Origin of the sequence: Stenotrophomonas maltophilia (assembly GCF_004920835.1) — a bacterium.
Lineage (GTDB): Bacteria > Pseudomonadota > Gammaproteobacteria > Xanthomonadales > Xanthomonadaceae > Stenotrophomonas > Stenotrophomonas maltophilia_AQ.
Genome location: NZ_QFHO01000033.1, coordinates 18,083 through 35,843, shown reverse-complemented (window position 1 = coordinate 35,843; position 17,761 = coordinate 18,083). Strand labels below are relative to the sequence as shown.

Annotated in this window: 14 protein-coding genes and 2 tRNA genes; 12 read left to right on the top strand and 4 right to left on the bottom strand. The window is 65.7% G+C overall.

Translation table 11 applies throughout. The features are described from left to right. Positions 1 to 20: 20 nt before the first annotated feature. The 11 genes from DI041_RS18265 (at position 21) to pnp (ending at position 12,791) form a co-directional block, all read left to right on the top strand. Entirely contained in the window at positions 21 to 1,529 is a 1,509-nt protein-coding gene (locus DI041_RS18265; RefSeq protein ID WP_006381122.1) for an NADH-quinone oxidoreductase subunit M, read from the top strand. Positions 1,530 to 1,544: 15 nt separating this feature from the next. Next, positions 1,545 to 3,005, top strand: a complete 1,461-nt coding sequence (gene nuoN / locus DI041_RS18260; protein ID WP_136639760.1) for an NADH-quinone oxidoreductase subunit NuoN — start codon at positions 1,545 to 1,547, stop codon at positions 3,003 to 3,005. A gap of 128 nt (positions 3,006 to 3,133) precedes the next feature. Further along, a tRNA-Met gene (locus DI041_RS18255) sits at positions 3,134 to 3,210 on the top strand. 82 nt (positions 3,211 to 3,292) lie between these two features. Next, a tRNA-Met gene (locus DI041_RS18250) sits at positions 3,293 to 3,369 on the top strand. A gap of 357 nt (positions 3,370 to 3,726) precedes the next feature. Beyond that, a complete protein-coding gene (rimP, locus tag DI041_RS18245) occupies positions 3,727 to 4,317 on the top strand; it encodes a ribosome maturation factor RimP (protein ID WP_006381060.1) in 591 nt (196 codons plus the stop codon). A 4-nt stretch (positions 4,318 to 4,321) separates the two neighbouring features. Next, complete coding sequence (gene nusA / locus DI041_RS18240; RefSeq protein WP_006381058.1) at positions 4,322 to 5,833, top strand: transcription termination factor NusA; 1,512 nt, start codon at positions 4,322 to 4,324, stop codon at positions 5,831 to 5,833. 92 nt (positions 5,834 to 5,925) lie between these two features. Next, positions 5,926 to 8,571 (top strand): translation initiation factor IF-2, encoded by a 2,646-nt coding sequence (gene infB / locus DI041_RS18235; RefSeq protein WP_046983970.1) that lies wholly within the window; start codon positions 5,926 to 5,928, stop codon positions 8,569 to 8,571. Between the two features lie 124 nt (positions 8,572 to 8,695). Then, entirely contained in the window at positions 8,696 to 9,079 is a 384-nt protein-coding gene (gene rbfA / locus DI041_RS18230; protein ID WP_012511702.1) for a 30S ribosome-binding factor RbfA, read from the top strand. A gap of 109 nt (positions 9,080 to 9,188) precedes the next feature. Further along, positions 9,189 to 10,097 (top strand): tRNA pseudouridine(55) synthase TruB, encoded by a 909-nt coding sequence (gene truB / locus DI041_RS18225; RefSeq protein ID WP_136639761.1) that lies wholly within the window; start codon positions 9,189 to 9,191, stop codon positions 10,095 to 10,097. Positions 10,098 to 10,270: 173 nt separating this feature from the next. Beyond that, a complete protein-coding gene (gene rpsO / locus DI041_RS18220) occupies positions 10,271 to 10,531 on the top strand; it encodes a 30S ribosomal protein S15 (protein WP_005410445.1) in 261 nt (86 codons plus the stop codon). Positions 10,532 to 10,682: 151 nt separating this feature from the next. Continuing rightward, positions 10,683 to 12,791 (top strand): polyribonucleotide nucleotidyltransferase, encoded by a 2,109-nt coding sequence (gene pnp / locus DI041_RS18215; protein ID WP_046983968.1) that lies wholly within the window; start codon positions 10,683 to 10,685, stop codon positions 12,789 to 12,791. A 132-nt stretch (positions 12,792 to 12,923) separates the two neighbouring features. Here pnp and DI041_RS18210 read toward each other — a convergent pair whose 3' ends face one another. Next, positions 12,924 to 13,910 (bottom strand): hypothetical protein, encoded by a 987-nt coding sequence (locus tag DI041_RS18210; protein WP_248298510.1) that lies wholly within the window; start codon positions 13,908 to 13,910, stop codon positions 12,924 to 12,926. 205 nt (positions 13,911 to 14,115) lie between these two features. On the opposite strand from DI041_RS18210, the gene DI041_RS18205 reads away from it, so the two are divergent. Continuing rightward, positions 14,116 to 15,306, top strand: a complete 1,191-nt coding sequence (locus tag DI041_RS18205; protein WP_136639763.1) for a glycoside hydrolase family 18 protein — start codon at positions 14,116 to 14,118, stop codon at positions 15,304 to 15,306. A gap of 36 nt (positions 15,307 to 15,342) precedes the next feature. Here the strand turns inward: DI041_RS18205 and DI041_RS18200 are convergent, their stop codons facing one another. Genes DI041_RS18200 through DI041_RS18190 form a run of 3 tightly spaced genes read right to left on the bottom strand, consistent with a single transcriptional unit; the run spans position 15,343 to position 17,472 of the window. After that, complete coding sequence (locus DI041_RS18200) at positions 15,343 to 16,902, bottom strand: PepSY-associated TM helix domain-containing protein (RefSeq protein WP_046983966.1); 1,560 nt, start codon at positions 16,900 to 16,902, stop codon at positions 15,343 to 15,345. Positions 16,903 to 16,912: 10 nt separating this feature from the next. Then, a complete protein-coding gene (locus DI041_RS18195) occupies positions 16,913 to 17,176 on the bottom strand; it encodes a hypothetical protein (protein ID WP_046983965.1) in 264 nt (87 codons plus the stop codon). After that, complete coding sequence (locus tag DI041_RS18190; protein ID WP_046983964.1) at positions 17,176 to 17,472, bottom strand: hypothetical protein; 297 nt, start codon at positions 17,470 to 17,472, stop codon at positions 17,176 to 17,178. Before DI041_RS18190 ends, DI041_RS18195 begins: the two co-directional genes overlap by 1 nt. Between the last annotated feature and the right edge of the window lie 289 nt (positions 17,473 to 17,761).

Here is a 17,761-nt window from a genome sequence, read left to right as displayed (position 1 = left end):
CCTGTACGGAATAAGAAGACGTGTCGAACTGGCCTCTACTCAGTGTCCTCATCTGGCTGCCGATCATCGGTGGTGCCCTGATCCTTGCGATCCGTGATGCGCAGACCGCCCGCTGGGCGTCCCTGGGCGTCGCCGTGCTGACCTTCGTGGCGAGCCTCTCGCTGCTGAGCGGCTACAACGCGGGTGTCGACGGCATGCAGTTCGTCGAGACCCATGCCTGGATCCCGGCGTACAAGATCGGCTACAACCTGGGCGTGGACGGCATTGCCGTGGCGCTGATCCTGCTGACCACGCTGGTCAGCGTGCTTGCCCTGATCGGTGCCTGGAGCGCGATCGACAAGCGCGTCAACCAGTACGTGGCGGCCTTCCTGATCCTGGAAGGTGTCACCGTCGGTATCTTCGCCGCAACGGACGCGATGCTGTTCTACGTGTTCTTCGAAGCGATGCTGATCCCGATGTTCCTGATCATCGGTGTCTGGGGCGGCCCGCGCCGCATCTACGCCGCGCTGAAGTTCTTCCTGTACACCTTCCTCGGCTCGGTGCTGATGCTGGTGGCGCTGATCTACCTGTACATGAAGGGCGGCAGCTTCCAGCTGGCCGACCTGTACGCGCTGCCGCTGTCGGCCAAGGAACAGACCTGGATCTTCTTCGCCTTCCTGATCGCCTTCGCGGTCAAGGTGCCGATGTTCCCGGTCCACACCTGGCTGCCTGACGCCCACGTGGAAGCGCCGACCGCCGGTTCGGTGATCCTGGCCGCCATCGCCCTGAAGATCGGTGGCTACGGCTTCCTGCGCTTCAACCTGCCGATCGTCCCGGACGCGTCGCAGGAATGGGCCTGGCTGGTGATCGCGCTGTCGCTGATCGCGGTGATCTACGTCGGCCTGGTCGCGCTGGTGCAGGACGACATGAAGAAGCTGATCGCCTATTCGTCGATCGCGCACATGGGCTTTGTCACCCTGGGTACCTTCATCGCCCTGTGGCTGGTGCGCGAAGCCGGCAACGCCGATGCCGCCCGCCTGGGCCTGCAGGGCGCGATGGTGCAGATGATCTCGCACGGGTTCGTGTCCGGCGCGATGTTCTCCAGCGTGGGCGTGCTGTACGACCGCATGCACAGCCGCCGCATCGCCGATTACGGCGGCGTGGTCAACGTGATGCCCTGGTTTGCCACCTTCGCCATGCTGTTCTTCATGGCCAACGCAGGCCTGCCGGGCACCAGCGGTTTCGTCGGCGAGTTCATGGTCATCCTCGCGGCCTTCCAGCGTAATCCCTGGATCGCGCTGGGCGCGGCCACCACCCTGATCATCGGCGCCGCCTACACCCTGTGGCTGTACAAGCGCATCTTCTTCGGTGAAGTGGCCAACAGCCATGTTGCCGAACTGAAGGACATCAACGGTCGCGAATGGCTGGTGCTGGGCGTGTTCGCCATCGGCGTGCTGGCCCTGGGCATCTACCCCAAGCCGCTGACCGACCTGATGGAGCCCTCGATCGCGAAGCTGGCGATGCAGATCGCATCCAGCAAGCTGCTGTAATTCCAGGATTTGATGATGACCACCTCGCCGCTGCTGCCATTGACCGCCGCTGACCTGCCACCGCTCGCCCCCGAGCTGGTGCTGATCGGCAGCGCCTTCGCCCTGATGATCCTCGACCTGTTCGTCAGCAACCGGAACAAGCTCGTCACCCACCTGTTCTCGCTCGCTGCGCTGGCCGTGGTGCTGTTCATGCTGGCCACCGGCGTGGGCGGGCAGGGGGAGGTCTTCCATGGCATGTTCGTGCGCGATACCGCCGCAGACGTGATGAAGACCGGGATCGTTCTGCTCAGCGGCCTGACCCTGGTCTATGGCTGGCGCTACCTGCGTGACCGCAACCTGTTCCAGGGCGAGATCCCCGTGCTGATCCTGTTCGGCACCGCCGGCATGATGATCCTGGTCTCGGCCGGCAGCCTGCTGATGGTCTATCTGGGCCTGGAACTGCTGGCGCTGTGCTCCTACGCGCTGGTTGCCAGCAACCGTGAGAATGGCCTGGCCTCGGAAGCGGCGATGAAGTACATCGTGCTCGGCTCGCTGGCCTCGGGTCTGCTGCTGTACGGCATGTCGCTGATCTACGGCGCCACCGGCAGCCTGCACCTGGACGTGATCCGTGAGGCCATCCCGCACTCGGAAGAGCGCGTGCTGCTGATCACCGGTGCGGTGTTCATGATCGCCGGCGTTGCCTTCAAGCTGGGTGCCGCGCCGTTCCACATGTGGCTGCCCGACGTCTACCAGGGGGCTCCGGCACCGATCGCGCTGTTCATCAGCTCGGCACCGAAGCTGGCTGCCTTCGGCATGGCCTACCGCCTGCTGGAGATGGGCGTGGGCCCGCTGTCGGCCGAACTGCAGCTGCTGATTGCCGGCCTGGCCGCGGTCTCGCTGGTGATCGGCAACCTGATGGCCATCGCGCAGAGCAACCTCAAGCGCATGCTGGCGTTCTCCACCGTTTCGCACATCGGCTTCCTGCTGATGGGCATTGCTGGTGGCGGTTCGCAGGGCTATGCCGCGGCGCTGTTCTACGCACTGGCTTACGCCATCATGTCGACCGCGGCCTTCGGTGCGATCATCGCGCTGTCGCGTGCCGGTTTCGAAGCCGAGAACATCGAAGACTTCAAGGGCCTGAATGCCCGCAACCCGTGGATGGCCGGTCTGGTGCTGTGCATCATGGCGTCGCTGGCTGGCATCCCGCCGTTCCTGGGCTTCTGGACCAAGCTGGCGGTGCTGGGCGCAGCCATCAACGGTGGCCTGCTGTGGTTGGCCATCCTGGGCGTGCTGTGTGCCGTGGTCGGCTGCTTCTACTACCTGCGCGTCATCAAGGTCATGTACTTCGATGAGCCGGTGGGCGAGGCCATGCCGCGAAGCAACGACCGCGTGCTGGGCCTGGTGCTGGGCGTGAACGCACTGGCGCTGCTGGCGCTGGGCCTGGCCTGGAACCCGATCATGATCTGGTGCCAGAAGGCATTTGCGCATATTGCATAAAAGTTGACACAAAGCTGCGCGATTCGTGTAATATGCGCAGCCTGAGTTGTCACTGCAGCGGTTCAGCCAGAACATCGTTGCAGGGCGCCTCCCTCGCCAGAGAGGGGCAGCAGTTCAAACACTTCCGGTGCGGGGTGGAGCAGTCTGGCAGCTCGTCGGGCTCATAACCCGAAGGTCGCAGGTTCAAATCCTGCCCCCGCTACCAACTTCATATCGGCGCCAACCGGTTTGATGAATGAGGAAAAGCTTGCATGTTTTGAAGCTATGCCTCATAATTCCGCTTCTGATGCGGGGTGGAGCAGTCTGGCAGCTCGTCGGGCTCATAACCCGAAGGTCGCAGGTTCAAATCCTGCCCCCGCTACCAAGTAAAGAATGCGCCTTCGAAGTCCTGCTTCGAAGGCGTTTTTCTTTTGTGCTTCCGCTCGATCCGCGGGGCCATGCCCGGCGAGCGCAGCGGCAGGTTCAAGGGTGGTCCAAGCCTTGCACCAGCGCGGTGCAGTCGCTATCATCAGCGGCCTAGCAGTACCCCTGAAGGCGGCCTCCCAGCGGGAGTCCACACCCGGAAGGAGGGCCGCAACCGGCAGGCAATGCAGGTTGCAACCGGAATCCAGTCACCGGAGTCTTTCCGGAAAAGGGGCCCAGCGGGCCCTTTGTCGTTTCCGGGGCGTCATGTTTCCACGCCGGCCAAGGCCGGCACCCAACCAAGAGATCAAGGCAGGCTGTGAGCGACAAGGCAACCGACATCGCGAATCTGCTCGCCCCGACCGTTGTGTCGCTGGGCCTGGAGCTGCTGGGCGTTGAGTATCTGCCGGCCCCCGGCGGTGCGACCCTGCGCCTTTACATCGACGTGCCGCTGGCTGAGCAGCCGGAGCGCATCATCAATGTCGACGACTGCGAGCGGGTCAGCCGCGAAGTGTCGGCACAGATGGACGTCGAAGACCCGATCAGCGGCAACTACACGCTGGAAGTGTCTTCGCCGGGTGTCGATCGTCCGCTGTTCAATCTGGAACAGTTCGGCCGCCACCTCGGCGAATCGGCCAAGGTCACGCTGAAGCTGCCGCAGGACAACCGTCGTCGCCTGCAGGGCCGCATCGAGGCGATCGACGAAGCCGCGGGCGCCATCACCTTCATTGTCGACAAGGCCGAAGTGGTCGTGTCGGCGGACAACATCGACAAGGCACGGATCATGCCCGACTGGGTCGCGCTGGGGCTCGCCCCGAGCAAGCCGACCGGTCCGGCACCGAAGCGTCCGAAGCCGAAAACGAATTCTTCTTCCAACGAGCCGGCGGCAAAGAAGCCGCGCGCGGAGTGAGCCAATGAGCAAGGAACTGTTGCTGGTAGTCGACGCAGTCGCCAACGAGAAGGGCGTGCCGCGTGAAGTGATCTTCGATGCCATCGAGGCCGCCCTGGCCTCGGCAGCGAAGAAGCGCTATCCCGACGAGGAAGTGCTGACCCGCGTGGTCATCGACCACAAGGATGGCAGCTACGAAACCTTCCGCCGCTGGGAAGTGGTGGCCGATGACGTGGTCATGGAATCGCCGGATCGCCAGATCCGCCTGATGGATGCCGTCGACGAAGCCGAAGGCGTGGACGTCGGCGATTACATCGAAGAGCAGATCGAAAACCCGGATTTCGGCCGCATCGCCGCCCAGGCTGCCAAGCAGGTGATCGTGCAGCGCGTGCGCGAAGCCGAGCGCCAGCAGGTCGTGGATGCATGGAAGGACCGTGTCGGCGAGCTGATCACCGGCGTGGTCAAGCGCGCCGAGCGCGGCAACATCTATGTCGACCTGGGCGGCAACGCCGAAGGCTTCATTCCGAAGGACAAGGGCATTCCGCGCGACGTGCTGCGCGCCGGTGACCGCGTGCGCGGCTACCTGGCCGAAGTGCGCTCGGAACCGCGTGGCCCGCAGCTGTTCATCAGCCGCGCCGCCCCGGAATTCATGATCGAGCTGTTCAAGCTGGAAGTGCCGGAAGTCGGCCAGGGGCTGGTGGAAATCAAGGCCTGTGCCCGTGATCCGGGTGACCGCGCCAAGATCGCCGTGCTCGCCCACGACCAGCGCACCGATCCGATCGGTGCCTGCATCGGCATGCGCGGTTCGCGCGTGCAGGCCGTGTCCAACGAGCTCAATGGCGAGCGCGTGGACATCGTGCTGTGGAACGACAATCCGGCCAACTTCGTCATCAATGCGATGGCACCGGCTGAAGTGCAGTCGATCATCGTCGATGAAGACAAGCATTCGATGGACCTGGCCGTGGCGGAAGACCGCCTGGCCCAGGCGATCGGCAAGGGCGGCCAGAACGTGCGCCTGGCCAGCCGCCTGACCGGCTGGCAGCTCAACGTGATGACCCAGGACCAGGTCACCGCCAAGTCGGAGGCCGAGCAGGCTTCGGCCCGCCAGCTGTTCATGGACAAGCTGGAAGTGGACGAGGAAATCGCCGGCATCCTGGTCAGCGAAGGCTTCGGCACCGTCGAGGAAATCGCATATGTACCGGTCGGCGAACTGCTGGCCGTGGAAGGTTTCGACGAGGACATCGTCGAAGAGCTGCGCGCTCGTGCCCGCGATGCGCTGCTCAATGAGGCCCTGGCAGTCGAGGAAGGCCTTGAAGACGGCCAGCCGGCGCAGGACCTGCTGTCCCTGAAGGGCATGGACGAAGCCACCGCGTATGCGCTGGCCGGCCACGGCGTGCGCACCAGCGAGGAGTTGTCCGACCTGGCCGCCGACGAGGTCATGGACTTCGGCATCGAAGGGCTGGACCAGGCGCGCGCCGCTGCGCTGATCCTGGCCGCGCGTGCCGAGGAGATCGCCCGACTGGAACGCGGCGAATGAGCCGGCAATGAACAGGGCCCTGAGCCGATCAGGGCGTAGAATCCGCGCCACCTCCAGATGCGGGGGGGCGCCCACAAGATCATAGGATCCGAATGTCGCAGCAAACCACCATCCGCAAGCTTGCCGAACTGGTCAACACGCCGGTCGAAAAACTGCTGGAACAGCTGGCCGGTGCCGGCATGAAGTTCAGCGGTCCCGACCAGGTCGTGACCAGTTCTGAAAAAGTGAAGCTTCTGGGCTTCCTCCGTCGTTCGCACGGCAAGCCCGAGCAGGCCCCGGAAGAGACTGATCAGTCTGCAAAGAAGATCACGCTCAACCGTCGGAAGCAGCAGGAAGTGACGGTCAATTCCGGTCGCAGCAAGACGACCGTGAACGTCGAGGTGCGCCAGAAGCGTACCTACGTCAAGGCTGATGGTGGTCGCGCGATGACCCCGGACGAAGAGCGCGCCGACATCCTGCGCAAGCTGGAAGAGTCGCGTGCGCGCAACCTTGCCGAGCAGCAGGCGCTGGCCGAGAAGGACCGCCTGCGTGACGAGGCCATCGTCCGCGCCCGCGAGGAAGAAGTCGCGGCCAAGGAACGTGCCGAGGCCGAGAAGAAGGCGGCCGAGGAAGCTGCGGTTGCCGCCAAGGCGGCCGAAGCGCTCGCTGCCAGCCAGCCCAAGGTGCGTGCACCCATCGATGAAACCGCGCCGCGCCCGCCGCGTGCGCCCGCTGCAGCCCCGGCCGCGCCGCGTGGTGCGCCGCCGCGCAGCGACGATCGCAACAACCGCAGCGCGCCGCGCAATGAGCGCGGCCCGGGCGACCGCTTCGCCGGCCAGATGCATCTGTCGGCGGCCGACCGTGCGCGTCGTGGCAACAGCAACAACAGCAACAACCGTGGTCGTCCGGGCAGTCGGAACCAGGCCGGTGGCCGTCGTGACATGTCGCGCGGTGGCAACAACGCCGGTCCGCACGGCTTCGAGCGTCCGACCGCACCGGTGGTGCGTGAGGTGGCGATCGGTGAGACCATCACCGTGGCCGACCTGGCGCAGAAGCTCGCGCTGAAGGGCGGCGAGGTGGTCAAGGCGCTGTTCAAGATGGGCGTGATGGCCACCATCACCCAGTCCATCGACCATGACACCGCCGCGCTGGTCACCGAAGAGCTGGGCCACAAGGCCATTCGTGCCAACGACAACGATGCCGAAGACGCACTGCTGGCCTCCGCTGGCGAGAACCAGGGCGAAGCCGTGCAGCGTCCGCCGGTGGTCACCATCATGGGCCACGTCGACCACGGCAAGACCTCGCTGCTGGATTACATCCGCCGTACCAAGGTCGCCACTGGCGAAGCCGGCGGCATCACCCAGCACATCGGTGCCTACCACGTCGATACGCCGAAGGGCGTCATCAGCTTCCTGGACACCCCGGGCCACGCCGCGTTCACCTCGATGCGTGCCCGCGGTGCCAAGCTGACCGACATCGTGGTGCTGGTGGTTGCAGCCGACGACGGCGTCATGCCGCAGACCAAGGAAGCGATCCAGCACGCCCGTTCGGCGGGTGTGCCGCTGATCGTGGCCATCAACAAGATCGACAAGTCCGGCGCCGACCCGATGCGGGTCAAGAACGAACTGCTCTCCGAGCAGGTCGTGGCCGAAGACTTCGGTGGTGACATCCAGATGGTGGAGATCTCGGCCAAGACCGGCCTGGGCATCGACGACCTGCTGGACGCGGTGTCGGTACAGGCCGAGCTGCTGGAACTGAAGGCTGTCGACGAAGGTCGCGCCAATGGTGTTGTCATCGAATCCTCGCTGGACAAGGGCCGCGGCCCGGTCGCGACGGTGCTGGTGCAGCAGGGCCGCCTGAAGAAGGGCGACTACCTGGTGTGCGGCATCCAGTACGGCCGCGTGCGTGCACTGTTCGACGAAACCGGCAAGCAGCCGGAGTTTGCCGGACCGTCCATCCCGGTACAGGTCCTGGGCCTGTCCGGCGTGCCGGAAGCCGGTGACGACTTCGTCGTCGTCGACGACGAGCGCCTGGCCAAGGACGTTGCCCAGCAGCGTGAAACCAAGCGCCGTGAATCGCGCCTGGTCGCCACCGCTGGCAGCCGCATGGAAGACATCATGGCGACCCTGGGCAAGGGCGAGGGCCAGCAGGTCCTCAACCTGGTCATCAAGGCCGACGTGCAGGGTTCGGTGCAGGCGCTGAGCCAGGCACTGGTCGCGCTGTCCAACGAAGACATCCGCATCAACGTGATCCACTCCGGCGTGGGCGGCATCACCGAGTCGGACGCCAATTCGGCCGCCGCTTCGAAGGCCACCGTCATCGGCTTCAATGTGCGTGCGGATGCTTCGGCCCGCCGCATCATCGAATCCAACGGCGTGGATCTGCGTTACTTCTCGATCATCTATGACGTGATCGATCAGGTGAAGCAGGTGGCCTCCGGTCTGCTGGGCGTGGAGATCCGCGAAGAGATCATCGGTATCGCCGAGGTCCGCGACGTGTTCCGCAGCTCCAAGCTGGGCGCCGTGGCCGGCAGCATGGTCATCGAGGGTGTGGTCAAGCGCAACAAGCCGATCCGCGTCCTGCGCGACAGCGTGGTGATCTTCGAAGGCGAGCTGGAATCGCTGCGTCGCTTCAAGGAAAACGTCGAGGAAGTCCGCAACGGTACCGAATGCGGTATCGCGGTGAAGGCCTACAACGACGTCAAGCCGGGTGACCAGATCGAGTGCTTCGAGCGTATCGAAGTGCCGCGCACCCTGTAATGCTGTGCAGTGGCCCGACCAACGGTCGGGCCCTGCCATGATGTAGAACCCGACCAACGGTCGGGTACCATGTAGATGTAGCGCCCGACCGTTGGTCGGGCGACAACTGAACCAAGAGTCCCTCGTGCCCAAGACTTTCCACCGAACCGACCGTGTCTCCGCCCAGCTGCGCCGTGAACTCGGCACCCTGGTGCACAACGCCGTGCGCGAGCATGGGTTGCCCTCGGTGAGCGTGTCCGACGTGGAAATCACCCGCGACATGGCCCATGCCAAGGTGTTCGTCACCGCACTGATGCCCGAGCGTTCGGCCGAAGCCGTCGCCGGCCTGAAGGAACTGGGCTATCGCCTGCGCATGGACCTGGCCCGGGCGATGAAGCTGCGCCACGTGCCTGAGCTGCATTTCCACTACGACGACTCGGTCGATCGCGGTGAGCATATCGACAACATCCTGCGCGACCTGCCCGATACGCTGGCCGCGGAGAAGCGTCGCGAAGGCGACGACGAATAACCGCGCGACGCCGGGCATGCCCGGCGTTGTTGCATTCCGGCCGCGCGATGTCTGATGCAGACCGCGCTGCGCGCTCGCCGGGCATGGCCCGGCGCTACCCGTACCTGTCATGACCCGAATTCAGTTCCGCCGCCTGGATGGCATCCTGCTGCTCGACAAGTCCGCCGGCATGAGCTCCAACGCCGCCCTGCAGGTGGCACGCCGCCTGTTCCGTGCCGAGAAGGGCGGCCACACTGGCAGCCTGGATCCGTTGGCCACCGGCCTGCTGCCGCTGTGCTTCGGCGAGGCGACCAAGATTGCCGGCCTGCTGCTGGGCTCGGCCAAGGCCTATGACGCCGAGATCGTGCTTGGCCAGACCACCGACACCGACGATGCCGAGGGCCAGGTGCTGCTGCAGCGGCCGGTGCCGCAGATCAGTGCCGAGGCGCTGCAGGCCGCGCTTGCAGCGCTGACCGGCAGCATCCGCCAGCGTGCCCCGATCTATTCGGCGCTGAAGCAGGGGGGTGAACCGCTGTATGTGAAGGCCCGCCGCGGGGATGCCATCGAGGCACCCGAGCGCGAGGTCCAGGTGCACGCCATCGAGGTGCTGGAGCAGCAGCCGGAGCGGTTGCGCCTGCGCGTGACCTGTGGCTCGGGCACCTACATCCGCAGCCTGGCCCGTGACCTCGGTGAAAGCCTGGGCTGCGGTGCCCACATCAGTGCGCTGCGCCGGCTCTGGGTTGAGCCCTTCCATCAGCCGACCATGGTCACCCTGGACCAGCTGCGGGCGATGGTCGAGGCGGGCGACGAGGCCGGCATGGACGCGCTGCTGCTGCCGCTGGCTGCCGGCCTGGCTGAATACCCACGGGTTGAGCTGGATGTCGACCAGGTCCACCGCTTCTGTGTCGGCCAGCGCCAGCGCGATCCGTCCTGGCCGCGCGGACTGGTTGCCGTGTTTGGTCCGGACGCTGTTGTCCAGGGACTGGGCCAGGTCGATGACAGCGGGCTGCTGGCGCCGCAGCGTCGTTTCAACCTCTGACCCGGGCAGGCCGGTTCAGCCCCGGACCTTGTCCCGGAGCCCCCTGGCCGTTACAATTTCGCGGCCGTTTTCCGGCAGCCTGCCTTGCGCAGGTTTCATCCTCGTAGTCCACGGCGAGCCTGGCGGTGCGCGAAGCGCGTTCCTGCCGGCCACGCATCACTGAGAAAAAAGAAATGTCGATCGACACCCAGAAGGTCATTGAAGACAACAAGCGCAGCTCGGCTGACACCGGCTCCCCGGAAGTCCAGGTTGCACTGCTGACCGCCCGCATCGAACTGCTGACCGGCCACTTCAAGACCCACAAGAAGGACCACCACAGCCGCCGCGGCCTGCTGCAGATGGTCAACCGCCGTCGCAGCCTGCTCGACTACCTGAAGAAGAAGGACGTCGAGCGTTACAAGGCCCTGATCGAGAAGCTTGGCCTGCGTCGCTAAGCAACGAATCCCCCGCGGCGCAGCGATGCGCCGCGGTTTTGTTTTGTAGCACCGCAATCCCCGATTCAGGCCGGAACGATCCGGTCACCCGCTGGCGGCAAGGGTCGCCGACGGTCCAATTCGCAGACAGCATCCCCAAGGACATCCATCCGTGGCAAAAATCACCAAAACCTTCCAGTACGGCAAGCACACCGTCACGCTTGAGACTGGCGAAATCGCCCGCCAGGCCGGTGGCGCCGTCATCGTCAAGTTCGACGACACCGTGCTGCTGGTCTCCGCCGTTGCCGCCAAGAGCGCGCGTGAGGGCCAGGACTTCTTCCCGCTGACCTGCGACTATCAGGAGAAGTTCTACGCCGGTGGCCGCATCCCGGGTGGCTTCTTCAAGCGTGAAGGCCGCGCGACCGAGAAGGAAACCCTGATCTCGCGCCTGATCGATCGTCCGATCCGTCCGCTGTTCCCGGAAGATTACAAGAACGAAGTCCAGATCATCGCCACGGTGATGTCGCTGAACCCGGAGATCGACGGTGACATCCCGGCACTGATCGGTGCTTCGGCCGCGCTGTCGCTGGCCGGCACCCCGTTCAAGGGCCCGATCGCTGCCGCCAAGGTCGGTTACAAGGACGGTGAGTACATCCTCAACCCGACCGTGTCCGAGCTGAAGGATTCGCAGCTGGAGCTGGTTGTTGCCGGTACCGCCAACGCCGTGCTGATGGTGGAATCCGAAGCCGCGCTGCTGTCCGAAGACGTGATGCTGGGCGCCGTGACCTTCGGTCACCGCGAAATGCAGAAGGTCATCAACGCCATCAACGAGCTGACCGTCGAAGCCGGCACCAAGCCGTCGACCTGGGAAGCCCCGGCCAAGAACACCGCGCTGATCAGCGCCGTGCAGGAAGCGGTCGGCCCGCGCCTGGGCGAAGCCTTCCAGGTGCGTGACAAGCTGCAGCGCCGTGACGCCATCTCGGCGATCAAGAAGGACGTGGTCGAGTCGCTGGCCGGCCGCGTTGCCGCCGAAGGCTGGAACCCGGCCGAGCTGTCGAAGGAATTCGGCGAGCTGGAATACAGCACCATGCGCAACTCGGTGCTGGACACCAAGGTCCGCATCGACGGCCGTGCGCTGGACACCGTCCGCCCGATCGCGGTGAAGACCAGCGTGCTGCCGCGTACCCACGGTTCCTCGCTGTTCACCCGTGGTGAGACCCAGGCCATCGTGACCATCACCCTGGGCACCGCCCGTGATGGCCAGGTCATCGATGCCGTCTCTGGTGAGTACAAGGAAAACTTCCTGTTCCACTACAACTTCCCCCCGTACTCGGTGGGTGAGACCGGCCGCATGATGGGCCCGAAGCGTCGCGAGATCGGTCACGGCCGTCTGGCCAAGCGCGGCGTGCTGGCAGTGATGCCGTCGCTGGAGTCGTTCCCGTACACCATCCGCGTCGTCTCGGAAATCACCGAGTCGAACGGTTCCTCGTCGATGGCCTCGGTCTGCGGTTCGTCGCTGGCCCTGATGGACGCCGGCGTGCCGGTGAAGGCCCCGGTTGCCGGTATCGCCATGGGCCTGGTCAAGGAAGGCGATCGCTTCGTCGTCCTGTCCGACATCCTGGGTGACGAAGATCACCTGGGCGACATGGACTTCAAGGTTGCCGGTACCGCCGAGGGCATCTCTGCCCTGCAGATGGACATCAAGATCGAAGGCATCACCGAAGAGATCATGAAGCAGGCTCTGCAGCAGGCCAAGGCTGGCCGTCTGCACATCCTGGGCGAAATGGCCCACGGCCTGACCGCCCCGCGTGAGGAGCTGTCGGACTACGCGCCGCGCCTGCTGACCATCAAGATCCACCCGGACAAGATCCGCGAAGTGATCGGCAAGGGTGGTTCGACCATCCAGGCCATCACCAAGGAAACCGGCACCCAGATCGACATCCAGGATGACGGCACCATCGTCATCGCTTCGGTCAACGCCATCGCTGCGCAGGCTGCCAAGGCCCGCATCGAGCAGATCACCTCGGACGTCGAGCCGGGCCGCATCTACGAAGGCAAGGTCGCCAAGATCATGGACTTCGGTGCGTTCGTCACCATCCTGCCGGGCAAGGATGGCCTGGTGCACGTGTCGCAGATCTCCAGCGACCGCGTCGAGAAGGTCGGCGACGTGCTGAAGGAAGGCGATGTGGTCAAGGTCAAGGTGCTGGAAGTGGACAAGCAGGGCCGTATCCGCCTGTCGATGAAGGCCGTTGAAGAAGGCGACGCCGTCAGCGCCGAATAATCGGTATTGCTGATTGTGCGGTGGGTGAGGGCCGTTGGTCCTCACGCTTTCGCAAATGAAGAAGCGGGCCTCGGCCCGCTTTTTCTTTGCCTGCCGCCATCAGGCAGCGCCGGGCCATGCCCGGCGGGGCTACTACGCTTCCTCGTCTTCCTCTTCCCCCAGCCACCACACCTGGCCCGGCTCGGGGTCACTCAGCGGATGCTCGCGCTGTTCGATGGCCTCCAGCACGCGTCCCGCGCCAGCCGCCGTCCACGCCGCCATAAGCTTCTCCACCGCAGCCCGGCCTTGTGCGGCAATGCCCAGATTGCGATCGCGTCCCCAGCCTTCGTCGTCATCTGCGTCGCCATCATCATGCTGGTGTGGCGTGCCATAGCTGCAGCGCAGGCAGAGGTGGCGCACCGAATGGGTCCAGTCCTCGACCAGGCCGATGCCGGGCAGGCTCAGTCCACGTAGTGCGGCGATGTCCTCGGCCGCGTCGCATTGCACGAACACCGCATAGGTAGCCATGTCCGATTGCTGCAGGCGTTGCATGGCGTTGAACACGGGCACATGGCGCTCACCGTACAGGCGTTGTCCAGTAGAGGCGCCGTCGTGCAGCACGATGTCGCCGAAGCGGAATCCGCTCTCGGGCAACGGCACGTTCTCTACCCGTGCTCGCACCGGGTCCAGTCGGCGCATGTAGACGGTTTCGCCACTTGACCACGGATTCAGGCGCACACAGGCGACGCCGAAATTGCCTTCGATCGGGCCTTCACCTTCCGGCACGGCGATGCCGCATTGGTTCCACTGCCTGCGTGCTTCCACCCAGTCACCCGCGCCGGTGGCGGCAATGCCGGCATTCCACGCGGTAGCGACGTCGAATTCGTCGCGCAGCTGTTCCGAGCGCAGGTTGTCCTGCAGTGAAGCGGGCCAGTCACGCAGGTACTTGTGTGCCAATCCGCGCATGTAGTGCAGGTGGGGGATGCAAGGGGTCAGTTCGACCAGTTCGCCGAACAGATCGGCTGCATCGACCAGATCGCCCTCGTCGAATGCCGCATAGGCACGCGCCTCCAGTGCCTGCAGCTTTTCCAGTGTCTCGTCGTCAAGCGGTTCGCCATCTGCGTCGTGGTCTGTGCTCATGTCCGTGTGTCGGTAAAAATCCAGCGACACCATAGCCCAGCCAGGCCGCATGTTGTCCTGCAGCGACCTGCTTTCGACATGGATTGGCCAGGCCCGTGGCAGCTTGCAACAACCGGTGCCTGTCCGCGGGACGACATGCCGCGACAACCGTCCCACAGCCCCATCGGTTTGCTAACGTGGCTGCGCCTTTGAACCGGGAGATCCCATGTTCCGCCAGACCGTGGCCGTCCTTGCCGTGCTGACTGCCGGTGCCTTGCCCATCGCCGCGCACGCCGCGCCGGCGCAGCCGCCGATCTTCGGTGCCTACTACCCAGGTGGTTCGGCCGAGCGCTACCCGGTGTCGAGCATTCCCGCCGAGCGCCTGACCCATCTGTTCTACGCGTTCTCCACCATCGAGGACGGCCGCTGCACGGTTGGTGCGGAAGCGCCGAAGAACTTCGCCGCGCTGGCTGAACTAAAAAAGGCGCATCCGCACCTGCGCACGCTGATTTCGATCGGTGGCTGGGGCGCGGGTGGGTTTTCCGATGCAGCACTGACCGAGGCCAGCCGCAAGCGCCTGGTCGACTCGTGCATGGCGCTGTTCTTCGATCGTCATGCTGGCAGTTTCGATGGCGTGGACATCGACTGGGAATTCCCGGTCAGCGGTGGGCCGAAGGAGCTGGCGCACCGCCCGCAGGATCGCGCCAACCTGACCAAGCTCGCGCAGGCGTTCCGCGCGGCACTCGACGCGCGCGGCCGCAAGGCGGGGCAGCCGATGCTGCTGACTGCAGCGCTGGCGGCCGGTCGCCTGCAGACCGATGGCCCCTACGATCCCGCGGCGAGCTATGACCTGCCGGCGTTGGCCAGGGTGTTCGATTTCATCAACCTGATGAGCTACGACATGGGCACCGGCTTCTCGGCGGTGTCGACCTTCAATGCGCCACTGCACGAGGTGTCGGCTGACCCGCTGGCGCCGGAACTGCGACGTTGGAACAACGTGGCCGGCGCGGTGCAGTACTACCGCGAGCACGGTGTGCCGGCCGACAAGCTGGTGCTGGGCGTGCCGTTCTACGGACGCGGCTTCAAGGTCACCGGCGATGCTGCCGACGGGTTGTACCAGGCCTACAGTGCTCCGGCCGATGCTGGCGACTGGCGGGTGATCAAGGCGCGTTTTCTCGACCAGACGGGTTGGACGAAGCACTGGCAGCCGCAGGCGCAGAGCCCCTGGCTGTACAACCCGGAGCAGAAGATATTCATCAGCTATGAAGACCCGCGCTCGATCGGCCTGCGTGCGCAGTTCGCCCGCGAGCAGGGCCTGGCCGGGGTATTCATGTGGGAGCTGACCGGCGACGACGAACAAGCCAGCCTGCTCAACGCGATGCTGGGCCCGTGGCAGAAGGCCCGCATCGGCGATTGACCGCTTCGGTAGCGCCGGGCCATGCCCGGCGTCGGCTCAATCGGCCCAGACGCTGTTCGGGTCGCCGTGGCGGGCACGGCGCTGGCTGGCCACCGCCAGGCGGGCGAAGCCGAAGGCCATGGCCAGCGCGATCGCATCGACCCAGAACAGCGGCCAGTGGCCGCGCGCGGCCGCGCGCCACAACCAGTCGCCATTGAGTGCGCCGTGCACGACCGGCACCAGCGCGGTACTGATCGCTGCGGCCCACAGCAACTCGCGTGCGGCCTGTGCCGGCCGTCGCAGTGCTGCCCACAACGCGCACAACACCCAGCTGCCGAAGCAGGCCCAGCGGATGCCGTGGTCGACCGCCGACGGTGCCAGCCGCTCCAGCACCAAAGCGGTGACGAACGCGACCGAGATCGCCACGCAGAGGCCGATGCAGACGCCGACCGTGGCCCGCGCCATGTTCACCCCGGCGCGTGGCTGCTGCGGCTGGCGGCGTTTGCGCCGCGACTCGATCCACAGCAGGTTGCCCGAGTAGAACAGGAAGGCGCCACCCAGGCCGAGCAGGAAGTACAGCCAGACCACCACGCCGTTGCCGAACTCGCCGAAGTGCAGCGCATAGGCAGCGCTGAGCGTGGCATGGTTGGCGTCGCGCTGGCCGGGCAGCTGGGACGCCAGGACGTTGCCGGTAGCCACGTCCAGCGCCACCGCGCCGAGCGGGCCGAGGGTGCCGCTGGATTCACCGGTGATCTCGATGGTGGCGTTGGCGTCGCCGGCATTGGCCAGCTTCAGGTAGGCCGGCTCGAAACTGGCCACACCCTGTGCCCGCGCGACTTCCAGTGCCCGTGCATGCAGCACGCGCAGGCTGCCCGGCGGCGCCGGGATGCCAGTGGCCTCGCGCACCGGTGCGGTGTCCATCGCCGTCGGCACTGCCTGCAGCGCCTTGCCGTCGTAGATCAACGGATTGAGCAGTGCCATCTGCACGAATACCAGGCAAAGCAGAGCGCCGGTCACCGCGAACATCAGGTGGAAGGGCAGGCTGAGCACGCCGATCACGTTGTGGGCGTCCTGCCACAACTGCTTGAGATTGCGGCCGGGACGCAGTGCGAACAGGTCGCCGAACAACTTCGGCAGGTGGATCACCAGGCCGCTGAGCAGGGCCATGCCATACAGCAGGCTGACGATGCCCATGACGTAGATGCCGGCCACCGGCAGGCCGAGGCTGTAGTGCAGTTCGTTGACCAGTTCGGCCAGCCCGGTCTGCGGCGGCGTCGGACTGCCGGCGATCTGCCCTGGCCAGGCGTAGCGCCAACTGCCGTCGTCCGCCTGCCAGTAAGCCAGCGGTTGCGGGTGTTCAGCGCCGGGGAAGGTCATGCCGATGTGGCGGCGCGCCTCCGGATGCGCGGCCAGCACGTCTTCCAGCAGGTACTGTGCGTCGTCCAGGCCGGCCGGCAATGCGCTGGCTGCGCCCGGGGTCTGCCATAGCGGCAGGTCGTGGTGGAACAGGGTCAGTGCACCGGCATAGAAGGCTACGAACAGGCCGAAGCCGGCGACCAGGCCGACCCAGGTGTGCAGGGTGGTGAACGTGCGCAGGGTCTGCGAACTGAACTTCATGGGGTGTGTCTCATTGCACCGCGCCGGTGAGGCGCAGCAGCCCGAGCGCGGCAAAGCCGACGGCGGCACTGCCCGCCAGCACCAGCCAGGCGCGCAGCGCACTGCGGAAGCTGAATGCCCACAGGGCGGCCAGCATCCATAGCGGGATGAAAGCGATCAGGGTGGGGACCAGGGCACGCTGCCAGGGGCCGGGCGGCAGCCACGCCAGCAGGCCGGTTACAGCGGCTGCCAGGAAGAAGCCGGCAACAATGCCGGCGAAGGCGCGCGGCCACATCAGGGCGACTCCGTGCCGGGACGATGCCAGGCGGCCAGTGCCGGCAGCAGCATCGCCGCCAGCATCCAGGTGCACAGCATCGCCACCAGGCCGGCGGCAAATCCGAGCTCGGCCATCCACAGCCACAGCGCGGCAACGGCCGCGACCAGGCCGATCTGCCGCCCGAGGCGGCCGGCGCGGCGCAGGCGTGGCCAGCGGCAGTGCGTCGAGGCGGCATAGAACGCCAGCGCCGAGAACATCGCTGCCAGCATGCCCAGGCTGCAGAAGCCGAGCGTGGAAAGGCCGACGGTGATCATTGCGCGCGACCGGCGCCGCAGCGGGCTGGCGAACGCGGGGCACGGGCGGGGCCGGCGGGAGCCGGTCGGAGCGGGTGGCGCATCACGGGGTCCTGGGGGGAAGCGGGCAGGCTGGCACGGGGCGACCTGCGCCGACATGGTAATCATTGCAATTTGACGCCGCCAGCGAAGCCCATTCAGCGGGCCGTACGGTAGCCCTTGGGCTTTCCCCTGCGCTGGTTTAAGATCATTGTTGAATCCTGACTGGAACAAGGTGGCCCGCGCCCAGCGCCGGCCGAGCGTGCGACAT